This is a genomic window from Lysobacter rhizosphaerae, assembly GCF_054779795.1.
This window is the reverse complement of the sequence record NZ_BAAGXO010000010.1, coordinates 208,315-229,714: the sequence shown is the minus strand read 5'-3', so window position 1 is coordinate 229,714 and position 21,400 is coordinate 208,315. Positions and strand designations below refer to the sequence as shown.

Annotated in this window: 20 protein-coding genes; 14 read left to right on the top strand and 6 right to left on the bottom strand. The window is 65.4% G+C overall.

Going from position 1 to position 21,400, the window contains the following annotated elements; all coding sequences use genetic code 11:
• Positions 1–49: 49 nt before the first annotated feature.
• Together ACYVGE_RS14750 and ACYVGE_RS14745 are read left to right on the top strand one after the other, a co-directional pair.
• Complete coding sequence (locus ACYVGE_RS14750) at positions 50–556, top strand: disulfide bond formation protein B (protein ID WP_460730875.1); 507 nt, start codon at positions 50–52, stop codon at positions 554–556.
• Between the two features lie 179 nt (positions 557–735).
• Positions 736–2,124, top strand: coding sequence for a class II 3-deoxy-7-phosphoheptulonate synthase (locus ACYVGE_RS14745; protein ID WP_460730874.1), 1,389 nt, complete (start codon positions 736–738; stop codon positions 2,122–2,124).
• Positions 2,125–2,126: 2 nt separating this feature from the next.
• Here ACYVGE_RS14745 and ACYVGE_RS14740 read toward each other — a convergent pair whose 3' ends face one another.
• The 3 genes from ACYVGE_RS14740 to typA all read right to left on the bottom strand — a co-directional run bounded on the left by ACYVGE_RS14740 (position 2,127) and on the right by typA (position 6,296).
• The gene (locus tag ACYVGE_RS14740; RefSeq protein ID WP_460730887.1) at positions 2,127–3,752 is read right to left on the bottom strand and encodes an amidase; all 1,626 of its coding nucleotides are present in this window, start codon (positions 3,750–3,752) and stop codon (positions 2,127–2,129) included.
• 193 nt (positions 3,753–3,945) lie between these two features.
• Positions 3,946–4,431 (bottom strand): DUF2127 domain-containing protein, encoded by a 486-nt coding sequence (locus tag ACYVGE_RS14735; RefSeq protein ID WP_310053756.1) that lies wholly within the window; start codon positions 4,429–4,431, stop codon positions 3,946–3,948.
• A gap of 35 nt (positions 4,432–4,466) precedes the next feature.
• Positions 4,467–6,296, bottom strand: a complete 1,830-nt coding sequence (gene typA, locus ACYVGE_RS14730; RefSeq protein WP_460730873.1) for a translational GTPase TypA — start codon at positions 6,294–6,296, stop codon at positions 4,467–4,469.
• Positions 6,297–6,462: 166 nt separating this feature from the next.
• Here typA and ACYVGE_RS14725 point away from each other — a divergent pair, with 166 nt between their 5' ends.
• The 6 genes from ACYVGE_RS14725 to ACYVGE_RS14700 all read left to right on the top strand — a co-directional run bounded on the left by ACYVGE_RS14725 (position 6,463) and on the right by ACYVGE_RS14700 (position 12,329).
• Positions 6,463–6,957, top strand: coding sequence for a peptidylprolyl isomerase (locus ACYVGE_RS14725; protein ID WP_310053754.1), 495 nt, complete (start codon positions 6,463–6,465; stop codon positions 6,955–6,957).
• A gap of 131 nt (positions 6,958–7,088) precedes the next feature.
• Positions 7,089–8,294, top strand: a complete 1,206-nt coding sequence (locus ACYVGE_RS14720; protein WP_460730872.1) for a pyridoxal phosphate-dependent aminotransferase — start codon at positions 7,089–7,091, stop codon at positions 8,292–8,294.
• 64 nt (positions 8,295–8,358) lie between these two features.
• Positions 8,359–9,345, top strand: a complete 987-nt coding sequence (locus ACYVGE_RS14715) for a malate dehydrogenase (RefSeq protein ID WP_460730871.1) — start codon at positions 8,359–8,361, stop codon at positions 9,343–9,345.
• 197 nt (positions 9,346–9,542) lie between these two features.
• On the top strand, positions 9,543–10,430 hold the full coding sequence (prpB, locus tag ACYVGE_RS14710) for a methylisocitrate lyase (RefSeq protein WP_460730870.1): 888 nt from the start codon (positions 9,543–9,545) through the stop codon (positions 10,428–10,430).
• 250 nt (positions 10,431–10,680) lie between these two features.
• Positions 10,681–11,835, top strand: a complete 1,155-nt coding sequence (gene prpC / locus ACYVGE_RS14705; RefSeq protein ID WP_460730869.1) for a bifunctional 2-methylcitrate synthase/citrate synthase — start codon at positions 10,681–10,683, stop codon at positions 11,833–11,835.
• Between the two features lie 17 nt (positions 11,836–11,852).
• The gene (locus ACYVGE_RS14700; RefSeq protein ID WP_460730868.1) at positions 11,853–12,329 is read left to right on the top strand and encodes a potassium channel family protein; all 477 of its coding nucleotides are present in this window, start codon (positions 11,853–11,855) and stop codon (positions 12,327–12,329) included.
• A gap of 66 nt (positions 12,330–12,395) precedes the next feature.
• On the opposite strand, the gene ACYVGE_RS14695 is transcribed toward ACYVGE_RS14700, so the two are convergent.
• Both ACYVGE_RS14695 and ACYVGE_RS14690 read right to left on the bottom strand, forming a co-directional pair.
• On the bottom strand, positions 12,396–12,854 hold the full coding sequence (locus ACYVGE_RS14695) for a cell wall hydrolase (protein ID WP_460730867.1): 459 nt from the start codon (positions 12,852–12,854) through the stop codon (positions 12,396–12,398).
• A gap of 299 nt (positions 12,855–13,153) precedes the next feature.
• Entirely contained in the window at positions 13,154–13,936 is a 783-nt protein-coding gene (locus tag ACYVGE_RS14690; RefSeq protein WP_460730886.1) for a DODA-type extradiol aromatic ring-opening family dioxygenase, read from the bottom strand.
• Between the two features lie 155 nt (positions 13,937–14,091).
• Here ACYVGE_RS14690 and ACYVGE_RS14685 point away from each other — a divergent pair, with 155 nt between their 5' ends.
• The 6 genes from ACYVGE_RS14685 (at position 14,092) to ACYVGE_RS14660 (ending at position 20,079) form a co-directional block, all read left to right on the top strand.
• Positions 14,092–15,588, top strand: coding sequence for a bifunctional 2-methylcitrate dehydratase/aconitate hydratase (locus tag ACYVGE_RS14685; protein ID WP_460730866.1), 1,497 nt, complete (start codon positions 14,092–14,094; stop codon positions 15,586–15,588).
• 114 nt (positions 15,589–15,702) lie between these two features.
• The gene (locus ACYVGE_RS14680) at positions 15,703–16,779 is read left to right on the top strand and encodes an OmpA family protein (RefSeq protein ID WP_460730865.1); all 1,077 of its coding nucleotides are present in this window, start codon (positions 15,703–15,705) and stop codon (positions 16,777–16,779) included.
• Between the two features lie 250 nt (positions 16,780–17,029).
• A complete protein-coding gene (locus tag ACYVGE_RS14675; protein ID WP_460730864.1) occupies positions 17,030–18,109 on the top strand; it encodes an OmpA family protein in 1,080 nt (359 codons plus the stop codon).
• Positions 18,110–18,314: 205 nt separating this feature from the next.
• The gene (locus ACYVGE_RS14670) at positions 18,315–18,824 is read left to right on the top strand and encodes a hypothetical protein (RefSeq protein WP_460730863.1); all 510 of its coding nucleotides are present in this window, start codon (positions 18,315–18,317) and stop codon (positions 18,822–18,824) included.
• Positions 18,825–18,856: 32 nt separating this feature from the next.
• Positions 18,857–19,621 carry a pseudouridine synthase gene (locus ACYVGE_RS14665; protein ID WP_460730862.1) on the top strand — a complete coding sequence of 255 codons (765 nt, stop codon included), beginning with the start codon at positions 18,857–18,859 and terminating at the stop codon, positions 19,619–19,621.
• A gap of 170 nt (positions 19,622–19,791) precedes the next feature.
• Positions 19,792–20,079, top strand: a complete 288-nt coding sequence (locus tag ACYVGE_RS14660) for a hypothetical protein (protein WP_460730861.1) — start codon at positions 19,792–19,794, stop codon at positions 20,077–20,079.
• 120 nt (positions 20,080–20,199) lie between these two features.
• On the opposite strand, the gene kbl is transcribed toward ACYVGE_RS14660, so the two are convergent.
• Positions 20,200–21,393 (bottom strand): glycine C-acetyltransferase, encoded by a 1,194-nt coding sequence (gene kbl, locus ACYVGE_RS14655; RefSeq protein ID WP_460730860.1) that lies wholly within the window; start codon positions 21,391–21,393, stop codon positions 20,200–20,202.
• Between the last annotated feature and the right edge of the window lie 7 nt (positions 21,394–21,400).

The following is a 21,400-nucleotide window of genomic DNA, read 5'->3' as shown; positions in this document are numbered from 1 at the left end:
CGACCCTTGCTGTCTTTGCACGCATCCGGCCAGCCGTTAAGGTAACGACATGAATCCCTTCCGCGCCTCGTTCCGCATCCAGTTCCTGCTCGGGTTCCTCGCCTGCGCCGCTTTGCTGGGTTATGCCTTCCACACCCAGTTCCGCGACGTGAATCCGCTGGAGCCGTGTCCGCTGTGCATCTTCCAACGCATCGCGTTCTTCTCCCTCGGCGTCGTGTTCCTGATCGGCGCGTTGCATGGCCCCGCAAAGGCGGCATGGCGTCGCGTCTATGGTGTGCTGGCGCTGATCGCGGCCGGCGCAGGGATCGTGATCGCGGGACGTCACGTCTGGATCACCCATCTGCCCGCCGACCAGGTGCCCAGCTGCGGCGCGCCGTTCGAGTTCATGCGGCAGACCATGGGGCCGATGAAGCTCATCCAGAAAGTGATGACCGGCTCGGGCGAATGCGCGAAGGTCGACTGGACGTTTCTCGGCCTGTCGATGCCGGCATGGAGCCTGCTTTGCCTGATCCTGCTGGCGCTGTGGGCGGGCTACGCCGCATTCCGTCGCCGCTGATCGCACGCCGCGCAGGCGCGGCGTTTCCCATGCGGAATTTCCCATGCAGGAATTTCCCATGCAGGAATTTCCCATGCAGAAACGGAATCAGCGGTTGCCCCTGCAACCGTTGCAGCGCCCGCATTTCCGGCGGATGATGCTAGTTCGCTGCAGCGCAGCACCTTCTCGTTTCCATTGCCATGTCCGCTTCCGATCGCAATCTCCGCGCCGTCAACCTGCCGACCGAATGGTCGCCGGCAAGCTGGCGCAGCAAGATTGCATTGCAGATGCCGACGTATCCGGACGCCGCCGCGCTAGAGGGCGTGCTGCAGGAAATGCACGCACTGCCGCCACTGGTGACATCGTGGGAAATCCTGTCGCTGCAGAAGCAGATCGCCGAGGCGCAGGAAGGCAAGCGCTTCCTGCTGCAGGGTGGCGATTGCGCGGAGGTCTTCGAGGGCTGCACGCCGGAGGTGATTTCCAACCGGCTGAAGGTGCTGTTGCAGATGAGCCTGGTGCTCGTGCATGGCTTGCGGCTGCCGGTAGTGCGCGTGGGACGTTTCGCCGGCCAGTATGCGAAGCCGCGTTCGACCGACACGGAAACGCGTGATGGCGTGACGCTGCCGAGTTACCGCGGCGACATCATCAACGGACCGGATTTCACCGAGGAAGCGCGCGTTCCCGACCCGCGTCGCATGGTGAAGGCGCATGCGCGCTCGGCGATGACGATGAACTTCATCCGCGCGCTGATCGATGGCGGCTTCGCCGACCTCCACCATCCCGAATACTGGAACCTGAGTTGGGTCGGTCACTCGCCACTCGCGGACGAGTACCAGCGCATGGTCGACGGCGTGGGCGATGCGGTGCGCTTCATGGAAACGCTGTCCGGCAGCGAGGTGCACAACCTCAACCGGGTCGACTTCTACACTTCACACGAAGCGCTGCTGCTCCCCTATGAGGAATCGCAGACACGGCAGGTGCCGCGGCAATGGGGCTGGTTCAACCTCAGCACCCATTTCCCGTGGATCGGCATGCGCACCGCGCAGCTCGATGGTGCCCACGTCGAATACTTCCGCGGCATCCGCAATCCGATCGGCCTGAAGGTCGGGCCATCGGCGACGGTGGACCAGTTGCTGCGCGTGATCGATGTGCTCAACCCAAACGACGAGGTCGGCCGCCTGACACTGATCCACCGCATGGGCGTCGCCCACGTGGCGGAGAAACTGCCGGCGCTGCTTGAAGCGGTCAAGCGCGAAGGCCGCCGCGTGCTGTGGATCTGCGATCCGATGCACGGCAACACCGAAAGCACCAGCAACGGTTACAAGACGCGCCGCTTCGACAACATCCGCAGCGAGCTGGAGCAGGCCTTCGACCTGCACGGCGCCGCGGGCACGCGCCTGGGCGGCGTGCACCTTGAACTGACCGGCGAAGACGTGACCGAGTGCCTCGGCGGCGCGCGCGAGCTTACCGAGAGCGACCTGGAACGCGCCTACCGCTCCACCGTCGATCCGCGCCTCAACTACGAGCAGGCGCTGGAAATCGCGATGCTGATCGTGCGCAAGCAGGCCCAGTTGGCGCGGCTGGAATAGCGCTACTTCGCGGCCTTGGCCATCGGCGAATCGAGTGCCGGCAGCGTGGCAAGGAACCGTGGCGGTTTGCGTGCCTTCGTGGCCTGTTCGAAGGAGTAACCGAGTTCGAGCAGGCGAGGCTCGCTCCACGCCGTGCCCATGAAGACGATGCCCAACGGCAGTCCGCGCGATTCGCCCATGGGCACGCTCAGGCTGGGATAGCCCGCCACCGCGGCGGCATCGGAGCCAGTCCCCGTGTGCGGGTCGCCATTGGTCATGTCGGCCAACCACGCGGCGCCGGTCGCCGGTGCGACCAGCGCATCCAGTCGCTGCGCCTGCAGGGCCGCATCGATGCCCTGCACGCCGGCCAGCCGGCGGATCGTGCTGCGCGCGTCGAGGTAGACCGGATCGCTCAGTGGCGTCTTCGCGTCGGCCTGCTCGAACAATTCCTGGCCGAAGTAGCTCAGTTCGTCGCCCGCATGGCGTTTGTTGAAGTCGATGAGCTCGGCGAGCGTGCGCACCGGTGCGTCATGGTTTTCCAGGTAATGCTCGAGGCCGGCCTTGAATTCCCAGGTGAGCACATCGAGTTCACCCGCTTTCCACTGCCCATCGGTGGGGATCTGGGCATCGACCACGACGGCGCCCGCGCGCCGCATCGCGGCGATGGCCCGTTCCATCGCGGCATCGACGACCTGGCTGGCCCCCATCTTCTGCCGCAGCACGCCGATGCGTGCACCGCGCAGGCCGTCGACCTTGAGGTGCAGCGGGTAGTCGAAAACCGCATGCCCGACGCTGTTGGCGGTGACCGCGTCGCCTTCGTCACGCCCGACCATGGCCGCCAGCAGATAGGCCGCGTCGGATACGCTGCGTGCCATCGGACCGGCGGTGTCCTGGCTGCGGGAGATCGGAATGATGCCGTCGCGGCTGACCAGGCCCACGGTCGGCTTCAAGCCGACCAGACCGGTGACCGCAGCGGGGCAGATGATGCTGCCGTCGGTTTCGGTGCCGATGCCCGCGGTGGCCAGGTTGGCGGCGATCGCGCTCGCAGTGCCGGAACTGGAGCCGCAGGCGCTGCGATCAAGCACGTAAGGATTGCGTGTCAGCCCACCGCGTGCGCTCCATCCGGAGGTCGAATGCGGCGAGCGGAAGTTGGCCCATTCGCTGAGGTTGGCCTTGCCGAGGATCACCGCGCCGGCCGCACGCAGCCGCGCGACGACGAATGCATCGCGCCGGGGCTTGTGGTTTGCCAGTGCCAGCGAGCCGGCGGAATTCACCATGGGCGTGGCATCGATGTTGTCCTTGAGCAGCACGGGGATGCCGTGCAGCGGACCGCGGACACGACCTGCCTTTCTCTCCGCATCGAGTGCATCGGCTTCGTGGAGCGCATAGGGATTGAGTTCGATCACCGCGTTGAGGGTGGGACCGGCGTCGTCGATGGCGGCGATGCGATCGAGATAGGCACGCGTGAGTGCATGGCTGGTCAGTTCACCGCGGTCCATTCGCGCGGACAGATCGCCGATGCCGGCTTCGGCGAAGGCGAAGTCGGTGGGGGCCGTGGTTTCCGTCCGGACCGAGTCACCGTCGGCGGAGGTGATCAGGTCCCTGATCCGGTCGCAGGCGCCCAGCGCGACGATCACGGCAACAGACAATGCGGCGGCGCGCACGCCATGGCCGCCGCGGATTCGGCTCAACACGGACATTGCAATTCCCCTTGCCGCGGCATGGCGCGGGCCCCGTTCAGCATCACCGCAGGCGGGCGTGCAGACAAGGGCAGGGCGGGCCGGAAGCTGTGGTCGCGGTCACGCTGCGGATATTTCGCCGCCTGCGTCGACGAGGGCGCGGTCAGTAGCGGCGGTTGAACAGGTCGCGCGCCAGCACCCAGACCACGATCAGGTTGACCACCAGCACGGTCACCGCCAGCCAGCCGGGATGCTGGATCAGCGCATACACATCGAGGGGCAGGTACACGGCTGCGCTGATGCAACCCAGCCACGATCCCCACCTGCGCACGCGCCACAGGCCCCAGGCCTCGACAAAACGCAGCGCCGCATAGCCGAAGCCGATCGCCGCGGCCAGGTGCACGGAACCGGGATTGATGACGTGGGACAACCAGTCGATCGCGCCATGGTGCGGATCGAGCTGGAAGCGGTTGATCAGCTCATGCAGCCAGCGTTGCAGCGGGGCCGGGCCGAGGATTTCCAGGCCGCTGGCTGCAACCAGGGCGAGCAGGCCCTTGGCCGCTTCGAAGATCGCGATGACATGCAGTCCCGGATGCGCATGCGGATCCGGGTTGTAGTGCGGATGCTGATGCTGGGCGACGTCGGTCATGGACAGGCGTCGCCCGTGGCAATCAGCAACATGGCTTACGCGGCGCGCGAGGCGCGCTTGCGATCGCTTTCGGTGAGGAACTTCTTGCGCAGGCGGATTTCCTTCGGGGTGACTTCGACGAGCTCGTCTTCCTCGATGAAGTCCAGCGCCTGCTCCAGGGAGTACTTGATCGCCGGGGTCAGCTTGATCGCGTCATCCTTGCCCGAGGCGCGCATGTTGGTCAGCGGCTTGGGCTTGATCGCGTTGACGGTCAGGTCGTTGTCCTTGGAGTGGATGCCGATCAGCTGGCCCTCGTACACCTGGTCGCCTTCCGCGGCGAACAGGCGGCCGCGCTCTTCCAGCGGGCCGAGCGAGTAAGCCGGGGTCGTGCCGGGGGCATTGGCGATCATCACGCCGTTGATGCGCTTGGCGATCGCACCGGTTTCCTTCGGGCCGTAATGGTCGAACACGTGGAACAGCAGGCCCGAACCCTGGGTGAGGGTGCGGAACTCGTTCTGGAAGCCGATCAGGCCACGCGCCGGGATCATGTAGTCCAGGCGCACACGGCCCTTGCCGTCGGATTCCATGTTCTTGAGCTGGCCCTTGCGGGTGCCCAGCTTCTCCATGACGCCGCCCTGGTGCTGCTCTTCGATGTCGACCACCAGCTGTTCGATCGGCTCCATGAGCTTGCCGTCGATTTCCTTGATGATGACTTCCGGGCGCGACACGGCCAGCTCGAAGCCTTCGCGGCGCATGTTCTCGATCAGCACCGACAGGTGCAGTTCGCCACGGCCCGAGACCAGGAACTTGTCCGGATCGGAACCTTCCTCGACCTTGAGCGCCACGTTGTGCAGCGTTTCGCGCTCCAGGCGCTCGCGCAGCTGGCGGCTGGTGAGGAACTTGCCGCCGCTGAGTTCCTTGTTGCCGGCGAACGGGGAGTTGTTCACCTGGAAGGTCATGCTGATGGTCGGCTCGTCCACGGTGAGGGCGGGCAGGGCTTCCGGGGTGTCGAGTGCGCAAACCGTGTCGGAGATCGACAGGTCGGCGACGCCGGAGATGGCGACGATGTCGCCGGCCTCGGCTTCCTCGGTCTCCAGGCGTTCCAGGCCCATGAAGCCCAGTACCTGCAGGACCTTGCCCTGGCGCTTCTTGCCTTCACGGTCGACCACGCTGACCGGCATGTTGCGGCGGACCTTGCCGCGCTGGATGCGGCCGATGCCGATCAGGCCGACGAAATTGCTGTAGTCCAGCTGGCTGATGCGCATCTGGAACGGACCGTCGAGGTCGACCTGCGGCGGCGGGACGTGCTTCATGATCGCTTCGTACAGCGGGGTCATGTCGCCGTCGCGCGCGGCATCGTCGAGGCTGGCATAGCCGTGCAGCGCCGAGGCGTACACGATCGGGAAATCCAGCTGCTCGTTGGTGGCGCCGAGCTTGTCGAACAGGTCGAACACCTGGTCGATCACCCAGTCCGGACGCGCGCCAGGGCGGTCGATCTTGTTGACGACCACGATCGGCTTGAAGCCCATCGCGAACGCCTTCTGGGTGACGAAGCGGGTCTGCGGCATCGGGCCGTCCATCGCGTCGACGAGGATCAGGACCGAGTCGACCATCGACAGCACGCGCTCCACCTCGCCGCCGAAGTCGGCGTGTCCGGGGGTGTCGACGATGTTGATGCGGTTGCCCTGCCAGGTGATGGCCGTGTTCTTGGCCAGGATCGTGATGCCACGTTCCTTTTCCTGGTCGTTGCTGTCCATCGCGCGTTCGGCCAGCACCGTGCGTTCGGACAGGGTGCCCGACTGCTTCAGCAGGCAGTCGACGAGGGTGGTCTTACCGTGGTCGACGTGGGCGACGATGGCGATATTGCGCAGGCGTTCGATAGACATGCAGGAAGGCGCCGGCGAGGACGCAAAGTCAGCGGAAGGAAGCCGGCAAGTATAGCCCGCCCCGATTACCCGCGTCCTGTTCAGGTTGGACAGCTGCGGTATTCTTGTCGGTCCTGTTCACGGACCCCATATCGGGCCGTGAATTCCACTACCGGAGCCGTTCCCCATGAGCCTGATCGCCAATTTCGACACCGACCGCGGCACGATCCGCGTCGAACTGGCCGCCGACAAGGCGCCGCTGACCGTCGCCAACTTCGTCAACCTGGCCCAGCGCGGTTATTACGACGGACTCAAGTTCCACCGCGTCATCAACGAGTTCATGGTCCAGGGCGGCTGCCCGCTGGGCACCGGCACCGGCGGCCCCGGCTACAAGTTCGAGGATGAGGCCAACAACGGCCTGCGCCACGAGCGCGGCGTCCTGTCGATGGCCAATGCCGGCCCCAACACCAACGGCAGCCAGTTCTTCATCACCCACGTGCCCTGCGGCTGGCTGGACGGCAAGCACACCGTCTTCGGCAAGGTGCTCGAGGGCCAGGACGTGGTCGACTCGATCAAGCAGGGCGACAAGATCAACTCGCTCAAGATCGAAGGCGACGCCGCCGCGGCGCTGGCCGCCAAGGCCGACCGCGTGGCCGAGTGGAACAAGATCCTCGCGGCCTGAGTCGGCCGGGCGGAGCAGGGAAGGGGCGCGCAAGCGCCCCTTTTCATTTGGGGCCGGCGGAAAACTGCGTGGCTGCCACGCAACAGTTGCGCCGCTACAATATGCAGCTTCCTCTCAACAGGTTCCGCCCCATGCCTCAGCTTGCCCGGCGCATCGGTCGCGCCAAGCCCAGCGCGATCATGCAGGTGGCCGAGAAGGCCAAGCGCCTCAAGGCCGAAGGTCGCGACATCATCAGCTTCTCGATCGGTGTCCCCAACTTCCTTCCCGCCGAGCATGTCTACGCCGCCGCGCGCGAGGCCCTGACCAAGGACAGCGGCCAGTACGGCAGCAACCGCGGTGCCGACGTGTTGCTGGATGCGTTCCTCGCCCATATCCACAAGATCGGCCTGGACGGCTACGCCAAGGTCAACGTCGCCACCGGCATCGGTGCCAAGCACGTGATCTACAACCTGGCCGAGGCATTGCTCGACGAAGGCGACACCATCGTCTTCCCGACGCCGTACTGGACCAGCTACCTCGACATCGCGGAAATCGTCAACGCGAAGATCGACCTGTTGCCGTGCCCGCCTTCGCAGGACTACAAGCTCACGCCGGCCCAGCTCGACGTGGCGTTGGCGAAGAAGCCCAAGGTGTTCCTGTTCAACAACCCTTCGAATCCGACCGGCATGGTCTACTCGAAGGAAGAAATCAGCGCGCTCGCCGACGTCGCCGCGAAGTATCCCGATACCTGGATCATCACCGACGACATCTATAACCGCATGGTGTTCGATGGCGTGGGTTACCACAACTTCGTGCACGCACGGCCGGAACTGCGCGACCGCGTGATCTTCATCGACTCGCTGTCAAAGACCTACGGCATGCCGGGCTGGCGCGTTGGCTTCATGGCCGGTCCCGAAGTGGTCGCGCAGGCGATCGCGACGATGAACTCGAACCACATCACCAACATTCCGGAAATCGTCACCGCCGCCGCGGTGGCCGCGCTGTGCGGACCGCAGGACGTGCCGATCCAGAAGAACGCCGAGTTCCAGGCCAAGCGCGACCAGGTCATGGCGGTGATGAATTCGCTGCCGGGCGTGGTGTGCCCGCGTCCGCAGGGCGCGTTCTACGTGTTCCCCGACGTCAGCGTCGCGTTCGGCAAGACCCATGGTCCGACCGGCATCAAGGTCAACAACGATGTTGATTTCTGCAATGCGCTGCTCGAAGCCAAGGGCGTGGCCTGCGTGCCCGGCTCGGCTTTCGGCGAGCCGCGCGCGCTGCGCATCAGCTACACCTGCCCGACACCGCAGCTTGCCCCGGGCCTGCAGCGTTTCCAGGACTTCTTCAACGAACTGTCCTGATCCAACGATCCGTTTGTCGCGGGGCGCGTGAACGCCCCGCCTTTCCATCCAGGAGTTGCCCCACATGAAGACCCCCGTCCGCGTTGCCGTCACCGGTGCTGCTGGCCAGATCGGCTATGCCCTGCTGTTCCGCATCGCTTCCGGCGAAATGCTTGGCAAGGACCAGCCCGTCATCCTGCAGATGCTGGAACTGCCGATGGAGAAGGCCCAGGCCGCGCTCAAGGGCGTGATGATGGAGCTCGAGGACTGCGCGTTCCCGCTGCTCGCCGACATGGTCGGCACCGATGATCCCAAGGTCGCGTTCAAGGACGCCGACTACGCCCTGCTCGTCGGCGCGATGCCGCGCGGCCCGGGCATGGAGCGCAAGGACCTGCTGCTGAAGAACGCCGAGATCTTCACGGTGCAGGGCAAGGCGCTGAACGACGTCGCCTCGCGCAACGTCAAGGTGCTGGTCGTGGGCAACCCGGCCAATACCAACGCCTACATCGCCATGAAGTCGGCACCGTCGCTGCCGGCGAAGAACTTCACCGCAATGCTGCGCCTCGACCACAACCGCGCGCTGTCGCAGCTGGCCAGCAAGGGCGGTGTCGCCGTTGCCGACATCGAGAAGATGGTCGTGTGGGGCAACCACAGCCCGACCATGTACCCGGATTACCGCTTCGCCACCGTCAATGGCGCGTCGCTGAAGGACAAGATCAACGACGCCAACTGGAACGCCAACACCTTCATCCCGGTGGTCGGCAAGCGCGGCGCGGCGATCATCGAGGCGCGCGGCCTGTCGTCGGCTGCCTCGGCCGCCAATGCGGCCATCGACCACATGCGCGACTGGGCACTGGGCACCAACGGCAAGTGGGTGACGATGGGTGTGCCGTCGGACGGCAGCTACGGCATCCCGGAAGGCGTGATGTACGGCGTGCCGGTGACCTGCGCGAATGGCGAGTACACGCGCATCGAAGGCCTGCCGGTCGACGATTTCAGCCGTGCGGCGATGGACAAGACGCTGGCCGAACTGGAAGAAGAGCGTGCCGGCGTGGCCCACCTCCTGGGGTGAGCAGACTTGTGAGCCACGGGTCGCGCCGACGGACATCGGTGCCGGCGCGAACCGTGCAAGCAGTGACAAGAGTGCACAGTGGGGCGGCTTCGGCCGCCCCATTGCTTTGGAGCGGCAGGGCCGCCCACGGGGGGGGCGAACGGGGGGCAACCCGCCTGCGGCACTCGGCTAAAATGGCGGGTCACTCTGGAGAAGCCATGACCATGTCACCCTCCGCCGGCGCGCGTTTCCGTGCTGCCGTTGCCGAAGAATCCCCGCTGCAGGTGATGGGTGCCATCACCGCCTACGCCGGCCTGATGGCCAAGCGCACGGGTTACAAGGCGTTGTACCTGTCCGGCGGCGGCGTCGCCGCCAATTCGCTGGGCGTGCCCGATCTTGGCATCAGCACGATGGAAGACGTCCTCACCGACGCACGCCGGATAGTCGACGCAACGCAGATGCCGCTGCTCGTCGACATCGACACCGGCTGGGGCGGAGCCTTCAACATCGGCCGCACCATTCGTTCCTTCATCAACGTCGGCGTTGCCGCCGTGCACATGGAAGACCAGGTCGGGCAGAAGCGCTGCGGCCATCGTCCCGGCAAGGAAGTGGTGTCCAAGGGCGAGATGGTCGACCGCGTGAAGTCGGCCGTCGATGCGCGCACCGACGACAGCTTCGTGATCATGGCCCGCACCGATGCCGCGGCCGTGGAAGGCGTCGACTCGGCGATCGAGCGTGCCGTGGCCTATGTCGAGGCCGGCGCCGACATGATCTTTCCTGAAGCGATGAACTCGCTCGACGACTACCGCAGGTTCAAGGCAGCGGTGAAGGTGCCGATCCTGGCCAACCTCACCGAATTCGGTTCCACCCCGTTCTTCACCACCGGCGAACTGCGTGATGCCAATGTCGACATCGCGCTCTACTGCTGCGGTGCCTACCGCGCCATGAACAAGGCGGCGCTCAACTTCTACGAGACCGTGCGTCGCGAAGGCACGCAGAAGAACATCATCGACACGCTGCAGACGCGCGCCGAGCTGTATGACTTCCTGGGCTATCACGCCTACGAGGACAAGCTCGACGCGTTGTTCGCCGGCGGCAAGGATTGAACATGCGGGGTCGGCCGACGGAGCGGAACAGGTTCACGCGATGCGTGCCCCCTGTAGCCTCCTCCGCCGGCGCGTACTTCCGCCCTCCGACTGCGGCGAGCGCGATCTGGCCCGCCGCAGTCGTCGCGACCCCCAATGGTCGCATCCAGGCTATTTCCTACAACAGAAAACGCCGCTGCTTACCGATTCCGGACACGGCAATGACAAGCAGGATGAACAACATCCTGCTGCAACCCCAAGGAGAGATCCGATGACCGATTCCGCTGCCCAGGTCCTGCCGAAGGCCAAGAAATCCGTCGCCCTGAGTGGCACCGCCGCGGGCAACACCGCGTTGTGCACCGTGGGCCGCAGTGGCAACGACCTGCATTACCGCGGGTACGACATCCACGACCTCGCAACGAAGTCGACGTTCGAGGAAGTCGCACACCTGCTCGTGCACGGGGCGCTGCCCACGCAGTCGCAGCTCAATGCCTACAAGGTCAAGCTCAAGCGCCTGCGTGGCCTGCCTGCGATCGTTCAGGAAGCGCTGGAGCTGGTGCCGGCGAATGCGCATCCGATGGACGTGCTGCGCACCGGTTGCTCCGTAATGGGCGCCGTACTGCCCGAACGCGAGGGCCACCCGGCATCCGAGGCGCGCGACATCGCCGACAAGCTGATCGCCAGCTTCGGTTCGATGCTGCTGTACTGGTGGCATTTCACCCGCAATGGACGCCGCATCGACGTTGAAACCGACGACGACAGCGTCGCGGCACATTTCCTGCATCTCCTGCACGGCGAAGAGCCGTCCGCCCTGCATGCCGACTCGCTCGACAAGTCGTTGATCCTGTACGCGGAACACGAATTCAATGCGTCGACCTTCACCGCGCGCGTCATCGCCGGCACCGGGTCGGACCTGCATTCGTGCATCACCGGCGCGATCGGCGCATTGCGCGGTCCCAAGCATGGCGGCGCCAATGAAGTGGCGATGGACATCATCAGCCGCTACAACAGCGCCGACGAGGCCGAAGTCGATATCCGCGCGCGCATGGAACGTAAGGAGATCATCATCGGCTTCGGACATCCGGTCTACACCATCGGCGATCCGCGCAATCCGATCATCAAGGAACTCTCGCGCAAGCTGTGCAAGGACGGCGGCAACCAGACGCTGTTCGACGTGTCCGAGCGCATCGAGAACCTGATGATGGACACCAAGAAGATGTTCCCGAACCTCGACTGGTACTCGGCATCGGCCTACCACATGATGGGAATCCCGACGCCGATGTTCACGCCGCTGTTCGTCATCGCCCGCACCACCGGCTGGAGCGCGCACGTGATCGAGCAGCGCGAGGACGGCAAGATCATCCGCCCGAGCGCGAACTACATCGGGCCGGAAGATCGCGCATACGTGGCGATCGACAAGCGCTGACAACGCGAGGCGCCGCCTTGAACTGGTTCATCCCGGAAGGTCAGTTCAAGGCGCACCTGCTGGTCGCCGCAGGCGCCTTCGTGGTGACGGCGCTGGTGGTGGTGATCCATTACGAAGGAGTGCATTGGCTGGCGCGCCGCTATTCGCGGCGCGCGCCCAAGCACGACCGCGGCGCGATGCTCCAGATCATCTTCGCGTTGTTGGGGCTGCACATCGCGGAGATCTGGTGTTATGGCCTGTCCTATTGGGGCCTGATCCAGGTGCCGGGGACCGGATTCCTGCACGGCAACCCGGGCACAGACACGGTCTTCGACGCGGTCTACCTGTCGGCGATCACGTTCAGCACCGTCGGGTTTGGCGACCTGGCGCCGGTGGGCGCCATCCGGCTGGTATCGGGCATGGAGTCCTTGACCGGATTGTTGTTGATCACCTGGTCGGCTTCCTTCACTTACCTGGAGATGTCGCGCCTTTGGCGCGAGCCAGACTCGCGCTGATGGATTGCGAAGCCACAAAAAAGCCGCGCATTGCGCGGCTTTTGCTTCTTCCAGGGGGCTTTCGGATCAGGTCCTGCGCGGCTTGAGCGATTGCACCTTATAGAAGGTGTGGTCGCCGATCGTCGCCACCTGGTAGGCGTTGCGCCACGTAGGACTGGCGATGCCGAGCGCGGCGAAGTGGCTGGCGCCCGGAACGATTTCCTTGCGCTTGCCGGCGGGCAGCGACCAGTTGTTCTCCGCCTCCAGCGCCACGGTCACGGCCTGCGCCCAGGCTTCGGTATTGCCCAGTTGCGTCGAGGGCGAGACCAGGGTCGGCGCGAACTGTTTGCGGGCCGTCACCACGTCGCACAGGGTGTCGCCCCACAGGCCGCTGTCACGGCGGCGCAGGGCGACCTCGGCCACCGCCTGCTGGCCACGGACCGACTGGTCGCGGGCTTCGAGGTAGACGGTGGTACTCAGGCACAGCGAATCGGCTGATTGCGGTGGCAGCACGGACGCCAGCCACAGGATCCAGGCGAGTTTCATGTCGTACTCCTTGCTCCGTTGGCCGGTCCGCACGTCGGCGTCGTCTCCTGGGAGGAGGCGGCTGCCGGGGGCGGGATCCGGTATGGCGTACTGGGGAGGGCGGCACGCTCTCTGGCGTGCTTTGCCCGGGCATCGGGACCGCGCGGGGGCGCGGGCGTTGCGACGGTGCCGCCGGGGGGCGGCTGAAAAGTTGGCGCACGGTAGCGGCGGTTTTCCTAACCGTAGCTGAATTGGTGAAGCAGGTCACGGATTGTGCCCAGCCCGGTCCGGTGCTAGGCCCGAGTATCCGCCATGGGGGCTCAGCGGAAGGCGAAAGCGTCCAGGGCGAGGGTCCCCAACTCGTGCGAGCGGTGCAGGACTTCGACTTCCGGGTCGGTCCCCCCGGCGCCCAACGCCACGAACAAGGGCATCAGATGCTCCGTGGTGGGGTGGGCGTGCCGGGCATTGGGCGCCTGCGCCTGCCAGTCGAGCAGGGCGGCCCAGTCATGGCTGGCCAGCTTCTCGTGCATCCAGGAGGAGAAGGCGGCCGCCCAGGGGGCCAGCGGGACATCGCGGTGCTGCCAGTCCAGGTCGCCCAGGTTATGGACGAAGCCGCCGGAGCCGATCACCAGCACGCCTTCCCCGCGCAGGCCGGCCAGCGCCTGCCCAAGCGCGAAGTGCGCGGCGGCATCGGCAAGCGGATTCACCGACAGCGGCACGACCGGAATATCCGCCTGCGGATACATGCGCCCCAGTGGCACCCAGACGCCGTGATCCAGACCATGGCCGGGGCGCACCTTGGCCGCCAGCCCGGCGCTTGCCAGTCGCCCGGCGATGTCGTCCGCCAGTTCCGGCGAACCGGGCGCGGCGTATTGGAGCTGGTACAGCGGTTCTGGAAATCCGCCGAAGTCGTGGACGGTATGCGGTTGGGCATGGCCCCCCAGCATGGGCCGGTCGGTTAGGAAGTGCGCAGAGGCAACCACTATCGCGCGGGGGCGGGGCAGGGCCGCGCCGAGCCCATCGAGGAAGCGACCCGCCGGCGAGTCTTCCGTCGCCAGCATCGGCGAGCCGTGGGAGAGGAAAAGCGTGGGCAGGCGTTCGATGTCCATGCCGTCAGGGTGAGCCCGGCACAGCTGGATTCCAAGCACGCTCTTCGCGTCGATGCGTTCCACAATGCAATGGAGCCGGTCCGGCATCCCGCCCGGCGAAATGCGCCGCGGCCAACCCCGCGAGCGCCGCCCACCTGCGGAGCACACCCATGGGCCACGTCAATATCCGTTCCACCGTCCGCCCGGAGCCCGACCCGCCGATGGCGGAGATCGCCGACTACATCGTCGATTACCGGATCGATTCCCGGGAGGCCTTCGACACCGCGCGCTACATGCTGCTCGATTCACTGGCCTGCGCCGCGCTGGCAATGGACCACAAGGAGTGCGTGAAGCACCTCGGGCCGCTGGTCGCCGGCGCCGACATGCCTGGTGGTGCGCGCGTGCCATTCACCTCGCACGCTCTGGACCCGGCGCAGGGCGCCTACAACATCGGCGTCCAGATCCGCTGGCTCGACTTCAACGACACCTGGCTGGCCGCGGAGTGGGGGCATCCGTCCGACAATCTCGGCGCGATCCTCGCGGTCGCCGACTACCTCGGCCGCAAGGCGGAGCGGGAAGGCGGCAAGGCCCTGACCATGAGGGAGGTGCTGGGTCATGCGATCAAGGCGCACGAGATCCAGGGCTGTTATGCGTTGAAGAATTCATTCAACCGCGTTGGCCTCGACCACGTGATCCTGGTGCGCCTGGCCTCGACCGCCGTCAGTACGCGAATGCTCGGCGGCGGCAGGGACGAGGTGATCACCGCCATCTCGCACAGCTGGATCGACAACGGTGCGCTGCGCACCTACCGCCATGCTCCCAATACCGGCCCGCGCAAGAGCTGGGCCGCTGGCGATGCCTGTCGCCGTGCCGTCATCCATGCGTTGAACGCGGTGAAGGGCGTGGTTGGCTACCCGAGCGCACTGAGTGTTCCGACCTGGGGTTTCTACGACGTCGCCTTCAAAGGAAAACCGTTCGAATTCGAACGCCCATTCGCCAGCTACGTGATGGAGAACGTGCTCTTCAAGATCAGCTTTCCGGCCGAGTTCCATGCGCAGACCGCGGTCGAATGCGCGCTGCAGCTGCACGACCAGGTGAAGGATCGGCTCGACGAGGTCGAACGCATCGAACTGGAAACCCAGGAGGCGGCCATCCGCATCATCGACAAGACCGGCCCGCTCGCCAACTACGCGGACCGGGATCACTGCCTGCAGTACATGGTCGCGGTGCCGCTGGTTTTCGGTCGTCTCGTCGCGACCGACTACGGCGATGCAGTGGCCGCGGACCCGCGCCTCGATGCACTGCGCGACAGGATGGTGGTGAAGGAGAACCCACGCTTCACCCGCGACTACTTCGATCCGGACAAGCGCTACATCGGCAATTCGGTGCAGGTCTTTTTCAAGGACGGTACGGCCACCGCCAAGATCTCGATCGATTACCCGATGGGCCACCGCAAGCGCCGCGCCGAAGCCATTCCGTTATTGATGGCCAAGTTCGAAGCCGCGGTCCGCACGAAGCTGCCTGCCGACAATGTCGAGACCCTGTTGGCACTGGCCGGCGACCCCGAAAGGCTGGATGCCCTCCCGGTGACTGCCTTCATGGCGCTGCTGACAGGCGCAAGCATTTCAAATGCGGATTCAGACTTGTACGAAACACGTATTTTTTAACACTGCTTTCACGAGGGGGTACCTAGCCTGCGCGGGTGGCGTGTCGTTCAGGTATGCCATCCCCCAACCAAGGAACCCCGCAGTGGCGGCTTTCCCAATACAAAGGAGCAAAAGATGAATAAGAAACTCCTCTGCGCCGCCCTGCTGGGTGGGCTGAGCCTTGCCCAGGCAGCGCAAGCGCAAGACTTCGACGACCGCTGGTACCTGACCGGTGCGGTAGGTTTCAACTTCCAGGACAACGATCGCGGCACCGGCAATGACCCCTTCGTGAGCCTCGGCGTCGGCAAGTTCTTCACCGACAACTGGTCGGTGGATGCCGAGTTGAATTACCAGAACCCCAACTTCGACGACAACCAGGACCTCAACTGGAGCCAGTACGGCATTTCGTTCGACGCGCGCTATCACTTCATCTCTGAAGGCCGCAACTGGAATCCGTACCTCATGGGTGGGCTGGGCTATCAACGTTCCGAGGAAGAGTTCGATGCGTTCCCGAACGTGGACTCGCCGGACCAGCGCAAGGACGGTAACTTCGCCGCCAAGGTCGGCGCCGGCATCCAGGCCGACATGGGTCGTTGGGGCATGCGCACCGAACTGGCCTACCGCGCCGACTTCGACGACCAGAGCGTGCACTCCGACTCGAACTGGTACGGCGACATCCTCGCCTCGGTCGGGATCATCATCCCGCTTGGACCGGAACCCGCGGCGGCCGCTCCGCCGCCGCCGCCGGCTCCGAGCTGCGCCGATGGCGACGACGACGGCGACGGCGTGAACAACTGCGACGACAAGTGCCCGGGTTCGCAGGCCGGCCAGACGATCGGTCCGGACGGTTGCCCGGTGCCGGTGTCGATCGACCTGAAGGGCGTGAACTTCGACTTCGACAAGGCGACGCTGCGTCCTGACGCGGTGCAGATCCTCAACGAGGCGATCGAGATCTTCAAGCGCTATCCGGAGCTGAAGGCCGAAGTGGCTGGCCACACCGACCAGTGCGGCAAGGACGCCTACAACCAGAGCCTGTCGGAGCGTCGCTCGCGCGCCGTGTACGACTATCTGACCAGCAACGGCATCGACGCCGCGCGCCTGACCGGTCCGAACGGCTACGGCGAGAGCCGTCCGCTGGAGGACATGGGCCAGACGATGCCGGGCTGCAAGAGCGAGAAGAACCGCCGTACCGAGCTGAACGTCCAGAACTGAGTTTCGACGTTGCCAGCCTTACCGCGAAGCCCGGCCCTGCGCCGGGCTTCGTTTTTGCGCCGATTGCAACTGAATGGCCGGTTAGGGGGTAAAGTTTGCGTATTACGTTAAGCAATGTTAACAATTGTCTCGGCGATGCTATGATCCCCCGCGCCAGGGATCGTGAAGGGGTTCCGCCCGCGCGTTGATCCCGGTCACAGTTTCGTGCCGTGTGTGTTGTTTTCCCGACATTTCTAAAGGAGTCAGAAATATGAAGATCCGCTTGTTGAGCACAGCGTTGCTCGCTGGCTTGGCCTGTGCGCAGGTCGCCAACGCGCAGGATTTCGACGACCGCTGGTACCTGACCGGTTCGGCTGGTTTCAATCTCCAGGACAACGATCGCGGCACCCGCAACGCTCCCTTCCTCGGGCTCGGCGTCGGCAAGTTCATCAGCGACAACTGGTCGATCGATGGCGAGCTGAATTACCAGAACCCCAACTTCGACGACAACCAGAATCTCAACTGGAGCCAGTACGGCGTCTCGCTGGACGCGCGCTATCACTTCATCTCTGAAGGCCGCAACTGGAATCCGTACCTCATGGGCGGACTGGGCTATCAGCGTTCCGAGGAAGAGTTCGATGCGTTCCCGAGCACCGACTCGCCGGGCCAGCGCAAGGACGGTAATTTCGCCGCCAAGGTCGGCGCCGGTATCCAGGGCGACATGGGTAGTTGGGGCTTCCGCACCGAACTGGCCTACCGCGCCGACTTCGACGACCAGAGCGTTAACGCTTCGGGCGAGAACTGGTTCGGCGACATCCTCGCCTCGGTCGGCATCATCGTCCCGCTGGGTCCGGAACCCGTGGTGGCCGCTCCGCCGCCGCCGCCGGCTCCGAGCTGCGCCGATGGCGACGACGACGGCGACGGCGTAAACAACTGCGACGACAAGTGCCCGGGTTCGCAGGCCGGCCAGACGATCGGTCCGGACGGTTGCCCGGTGCCGGTGTCGATCGACCTGAAGGGCGTGAACTTCGACTTCGACAAGGCGACGCTGCGTCCTGACGCGGTGCAGATCCTCAACGAGGCGATCGAGATCTTCAAGCGCTATCCGGAGCTGAAGGCCGAAGTGGCTGGTCACACCGACCAGTGCGGCAAGGACGCCTACAACCAGAGCCTGTCGGAGCGTCGCTCGCGCGCCGTGTATGACTATCTGACCAGCAACGGCATCGACGCCGCGCGCCTGACCGGTCCGAACGGCTACGGCGAGAGCCGTCCGCTGGAAGACATGGGCCAGACGATGCCGGGCTGCAAGAGCGAGAAGAACCGCCGTACCGAGCTGAACGTCCAGAACTGAGTTTCGACGTTCCAGCTTTACCGCGAAGCCCGGCCCTGTGCCGGGCTTCGTTTTTGCGTGAAGCATCCGCGAGAAGCATCCATTGGGTGAACAACTGAACCGATTGCCGTCCGATGCAGCGCGGACCGTCTTCACATCGCGAAGGTTGTTGGTCCACTGGGCCGCGCCTACACTCGCGGATCTACGAGGCTCGCGGAGGCGCAACATGCAACGCGTACTGAGTGGTTTGTCTCTGTTCGCCCTCGTGGGCGTCGCGCACGCGCAGAACGCGCAGCAGTGCGGTTCGACGTCTTTGCCCACCAGCCTGCCGGTCCAGCCGACCCTGGTCGCGCCGCTTTCGCCCGAGCTCAGTGCTCCGGCGCACCAATTGGGAGCGCCCACCGGCGTTCTGGCGCAGACGCCCGACGAAAGCCTGTCTGTCGACAACGTCCTCCTGCGCCAACGCCTCCAGGGTTGTCTCACTGCCAACGCCGTGCCTGCGACGGCGCCCGCGCTGCCATCGTCCTCGAGTCCTGCCGCATACAAGCCGCAGACCAAATACGACAACAGTCCCTGGCGCTTCGACATGAGCCAGAACGGCAAGCGCATGACGGCCGAGGAGTTCGACGCCTGGATGAAAGCGCGTGGCGTGCGCGTGGCCAAGGGCGCAGCAGGTACGACTGGCGCGGCCACCGTACCCGTCGAGCCAGCCGACCCTCCCGAGAAGAAGAAGTAAGCGCGCAAGCGCATCCGTATGACGGCAGGCGTATGACGGCAGGGGGGGTGCGCCACGGTCTGGCTCGTGTGTTGTCCAAGCGCGGCGTCTGCTCGCGCACGGAGGCCGCGCGCTGGATCGTTGCCGGGCGCGTGACCGTGGACGGCCGCGTCGTCCGGGATCCCGAATTCCCCATCGCCGGATCTGGCCGCCAACGCATCGCCGTGGACGGCGATGAACTGGATGCGGCCCCTCGTCTCTACCTGATGCTCAACAAGCCGCGGGGCCTGGTCACCACCGCCCGCGACGAACGCGGTCGGGATACCGTCTACCGATGCCTGGAAGGTGCCAGCTGGCAAGGCCGGCCGCTCCCATGGCTGGCGCCCGTGGGGCGCCTGGACCAGGCGAGTGAAGGGCTGCTGCTGTTCTGCAACGACCCCGAGTGGGCGGCGCGTGTCACCGACCCGGAATCGGGGCCGGACAAGACCTATCACGTGCAGGTCGACACCGTGCCCGACGACGCCCTGCTCGCGGCCTTCGTGCATGGTGCGCAACACGACGGCGAGCTGTTGCGGGCGAAGTCGGTCCGCCTGCTGAGGGCGGGCGAACGCAATGCCTGGCTGGAAATCACCCTCGACGAGGGCCGTAACCGGCAGATACGCCGGTTGCTGGCGGCCTTGGGTATCGAAGTCCTGCGACTGGTGCGGGTGGCGATCGGCGAGCTGGTGCTGGGCGACCTGGCCAAGGGGCAGTGGCGGTGGTTGACGGCCGACGAAGTGGCCCGCCTGCAGGGGCGGACGGAGAATCCGGGCCGCTAGTCCGCCTGCCCACCAGGGTCGGGTAATGTGCGACGCACCACGCAATCGCAACGGCCGGGATGGCGTGCGCCAGGCGCTTTTTCCGAAATGTGCCTGCTCGCACCTTTTTTGCGGCGAGTGCGTGGTTTCTTACGCACCACACACCGCAACTCGGACCAAGGGGAAATTACATGCGCATGATCCTGGTGGCACTGCCGTGCCTGCTTTTCAGTGGCCTCGCTCTGGCGAAGGAAGCTCCCAAGGCCGCGCCCAAGCCGGCGTCCAAGGCCGCTGCCGCTCCGGTTACTCCGGCGGCCGACAGCAAGCGCTTCAACATGACCCAGGACGGCAAGAAGATGACCGCCGACGACTTCGACGCCTGGATGAAGAAGAACGGCTACCGCGTCGCCACCGGCGCGCCGGCGGCTGGGAAGGATCAGAAGGACGCAGAGCCGCAGAAGGGCGGCGGCGGCAAGTAAGCGCGCGAACCGCGCTTTACCTGGCAAACGCCACCAAGCCCGGCCGGACGGCCGAGGGTTGGTGGCGTTTCTCTTTTGCGGGATAGGGGGCGACGGGTTGCCCGTTCCCGCTGCCTGCGCTCAGGCCTTGATCACGCCCAGTTCGCCGCCGATCTTGATGAACGCCGCGATGGCGCGATCCAGGTGTTCGCGCGTGTGTGCGGCCGAGATCTGCGTGCGGATGCGCGCCTGGCCCTTCGGCACCACCGGAAAGAAGAAGCCGATCGCGTAGATGCCTTCCTCGAGCAGGCGCTGCGCGAATGCCTGCGCCAGCGGGGCGTCGTACAGCATCACCGGGCTGATCGGATGCACGCCCGGCTTCACGTCGAAGCCCGCGGCGGTCATCTTTTCGCGGAAGTAGGCGGTGTTCGCCGCCAGCGTTTCGCGCAGGTCGCCCGCGGCGGCCAGCATCTCGAAGGCCTTGATGCCCGCGGCCACCACGTGCGGCGGCAGCGAATTCGAGAACAGATACGGACGTGAGCGCTGGCGCAGCAGTTCGATCACTTCCTTCCTGGCGGTGGTGAAGCCGCCCAGCGCGCCGCCCATGGCCTTGCCGAGCGTGCCGGTGAAGATGTCGATCTTGTCCATCACCCCCTTCACTTCTGCGGAGCCGCGGCCGTTCTTGCCGAGGAAGCCGGTCGCATGGCATTCGTCGATGTGCACCAGCGCGCCGTACTTCGCGGCGAGCGCGGTGATCTCATCGAGCGGCGCGATGAAGCCGTCCATCGAGAACACGCCATCGGAGGTGATCATGATCGTGCGCGCGCCGTCGGCCTTGGCCTGCTGCAGCTGCTTTTCCAGGTCCGCCATGTCGCAGTTGGCGTAGCGATAGCGCTTGGCCTTGCACAGGCGCACGCCGTCGATGATCGAGGCGTGGTTGAGCGCGTCGGAGATGATCGCGTCGTTCTCGTCCAGCAGCGGTTCGAACAGGCCGCCGTTGGCGTCGAAGCAGGCCGCATACAGGATCGTGTCTTCGGTGCCGAAGAAGTCGGCAATCGTCTTCTCGAGCTGCTTGTGCAGGTCCTGGGTGCCGCAGATGAAGCGCACGGAAGCCATGCCGAAGCCGTGCGTGTCGAGCGCGTCCTTCGCCGCGGCGATCACGTCCGGGTGGTCGGCGAGGCCGAGGTAGTTGTTGGCGCAGAAGTTCAGCACCGTGCGGCCGTCGGCGAGCGTGATCTCGGCGGACTGCGGCGAGGTGATGATGCGCTCGGACTTGAACAGTCCGGCGGCGCGGATTTCGTCGAGGGTCTCGGCGTAGCGATGCGTCAGCGACATGGGGTCG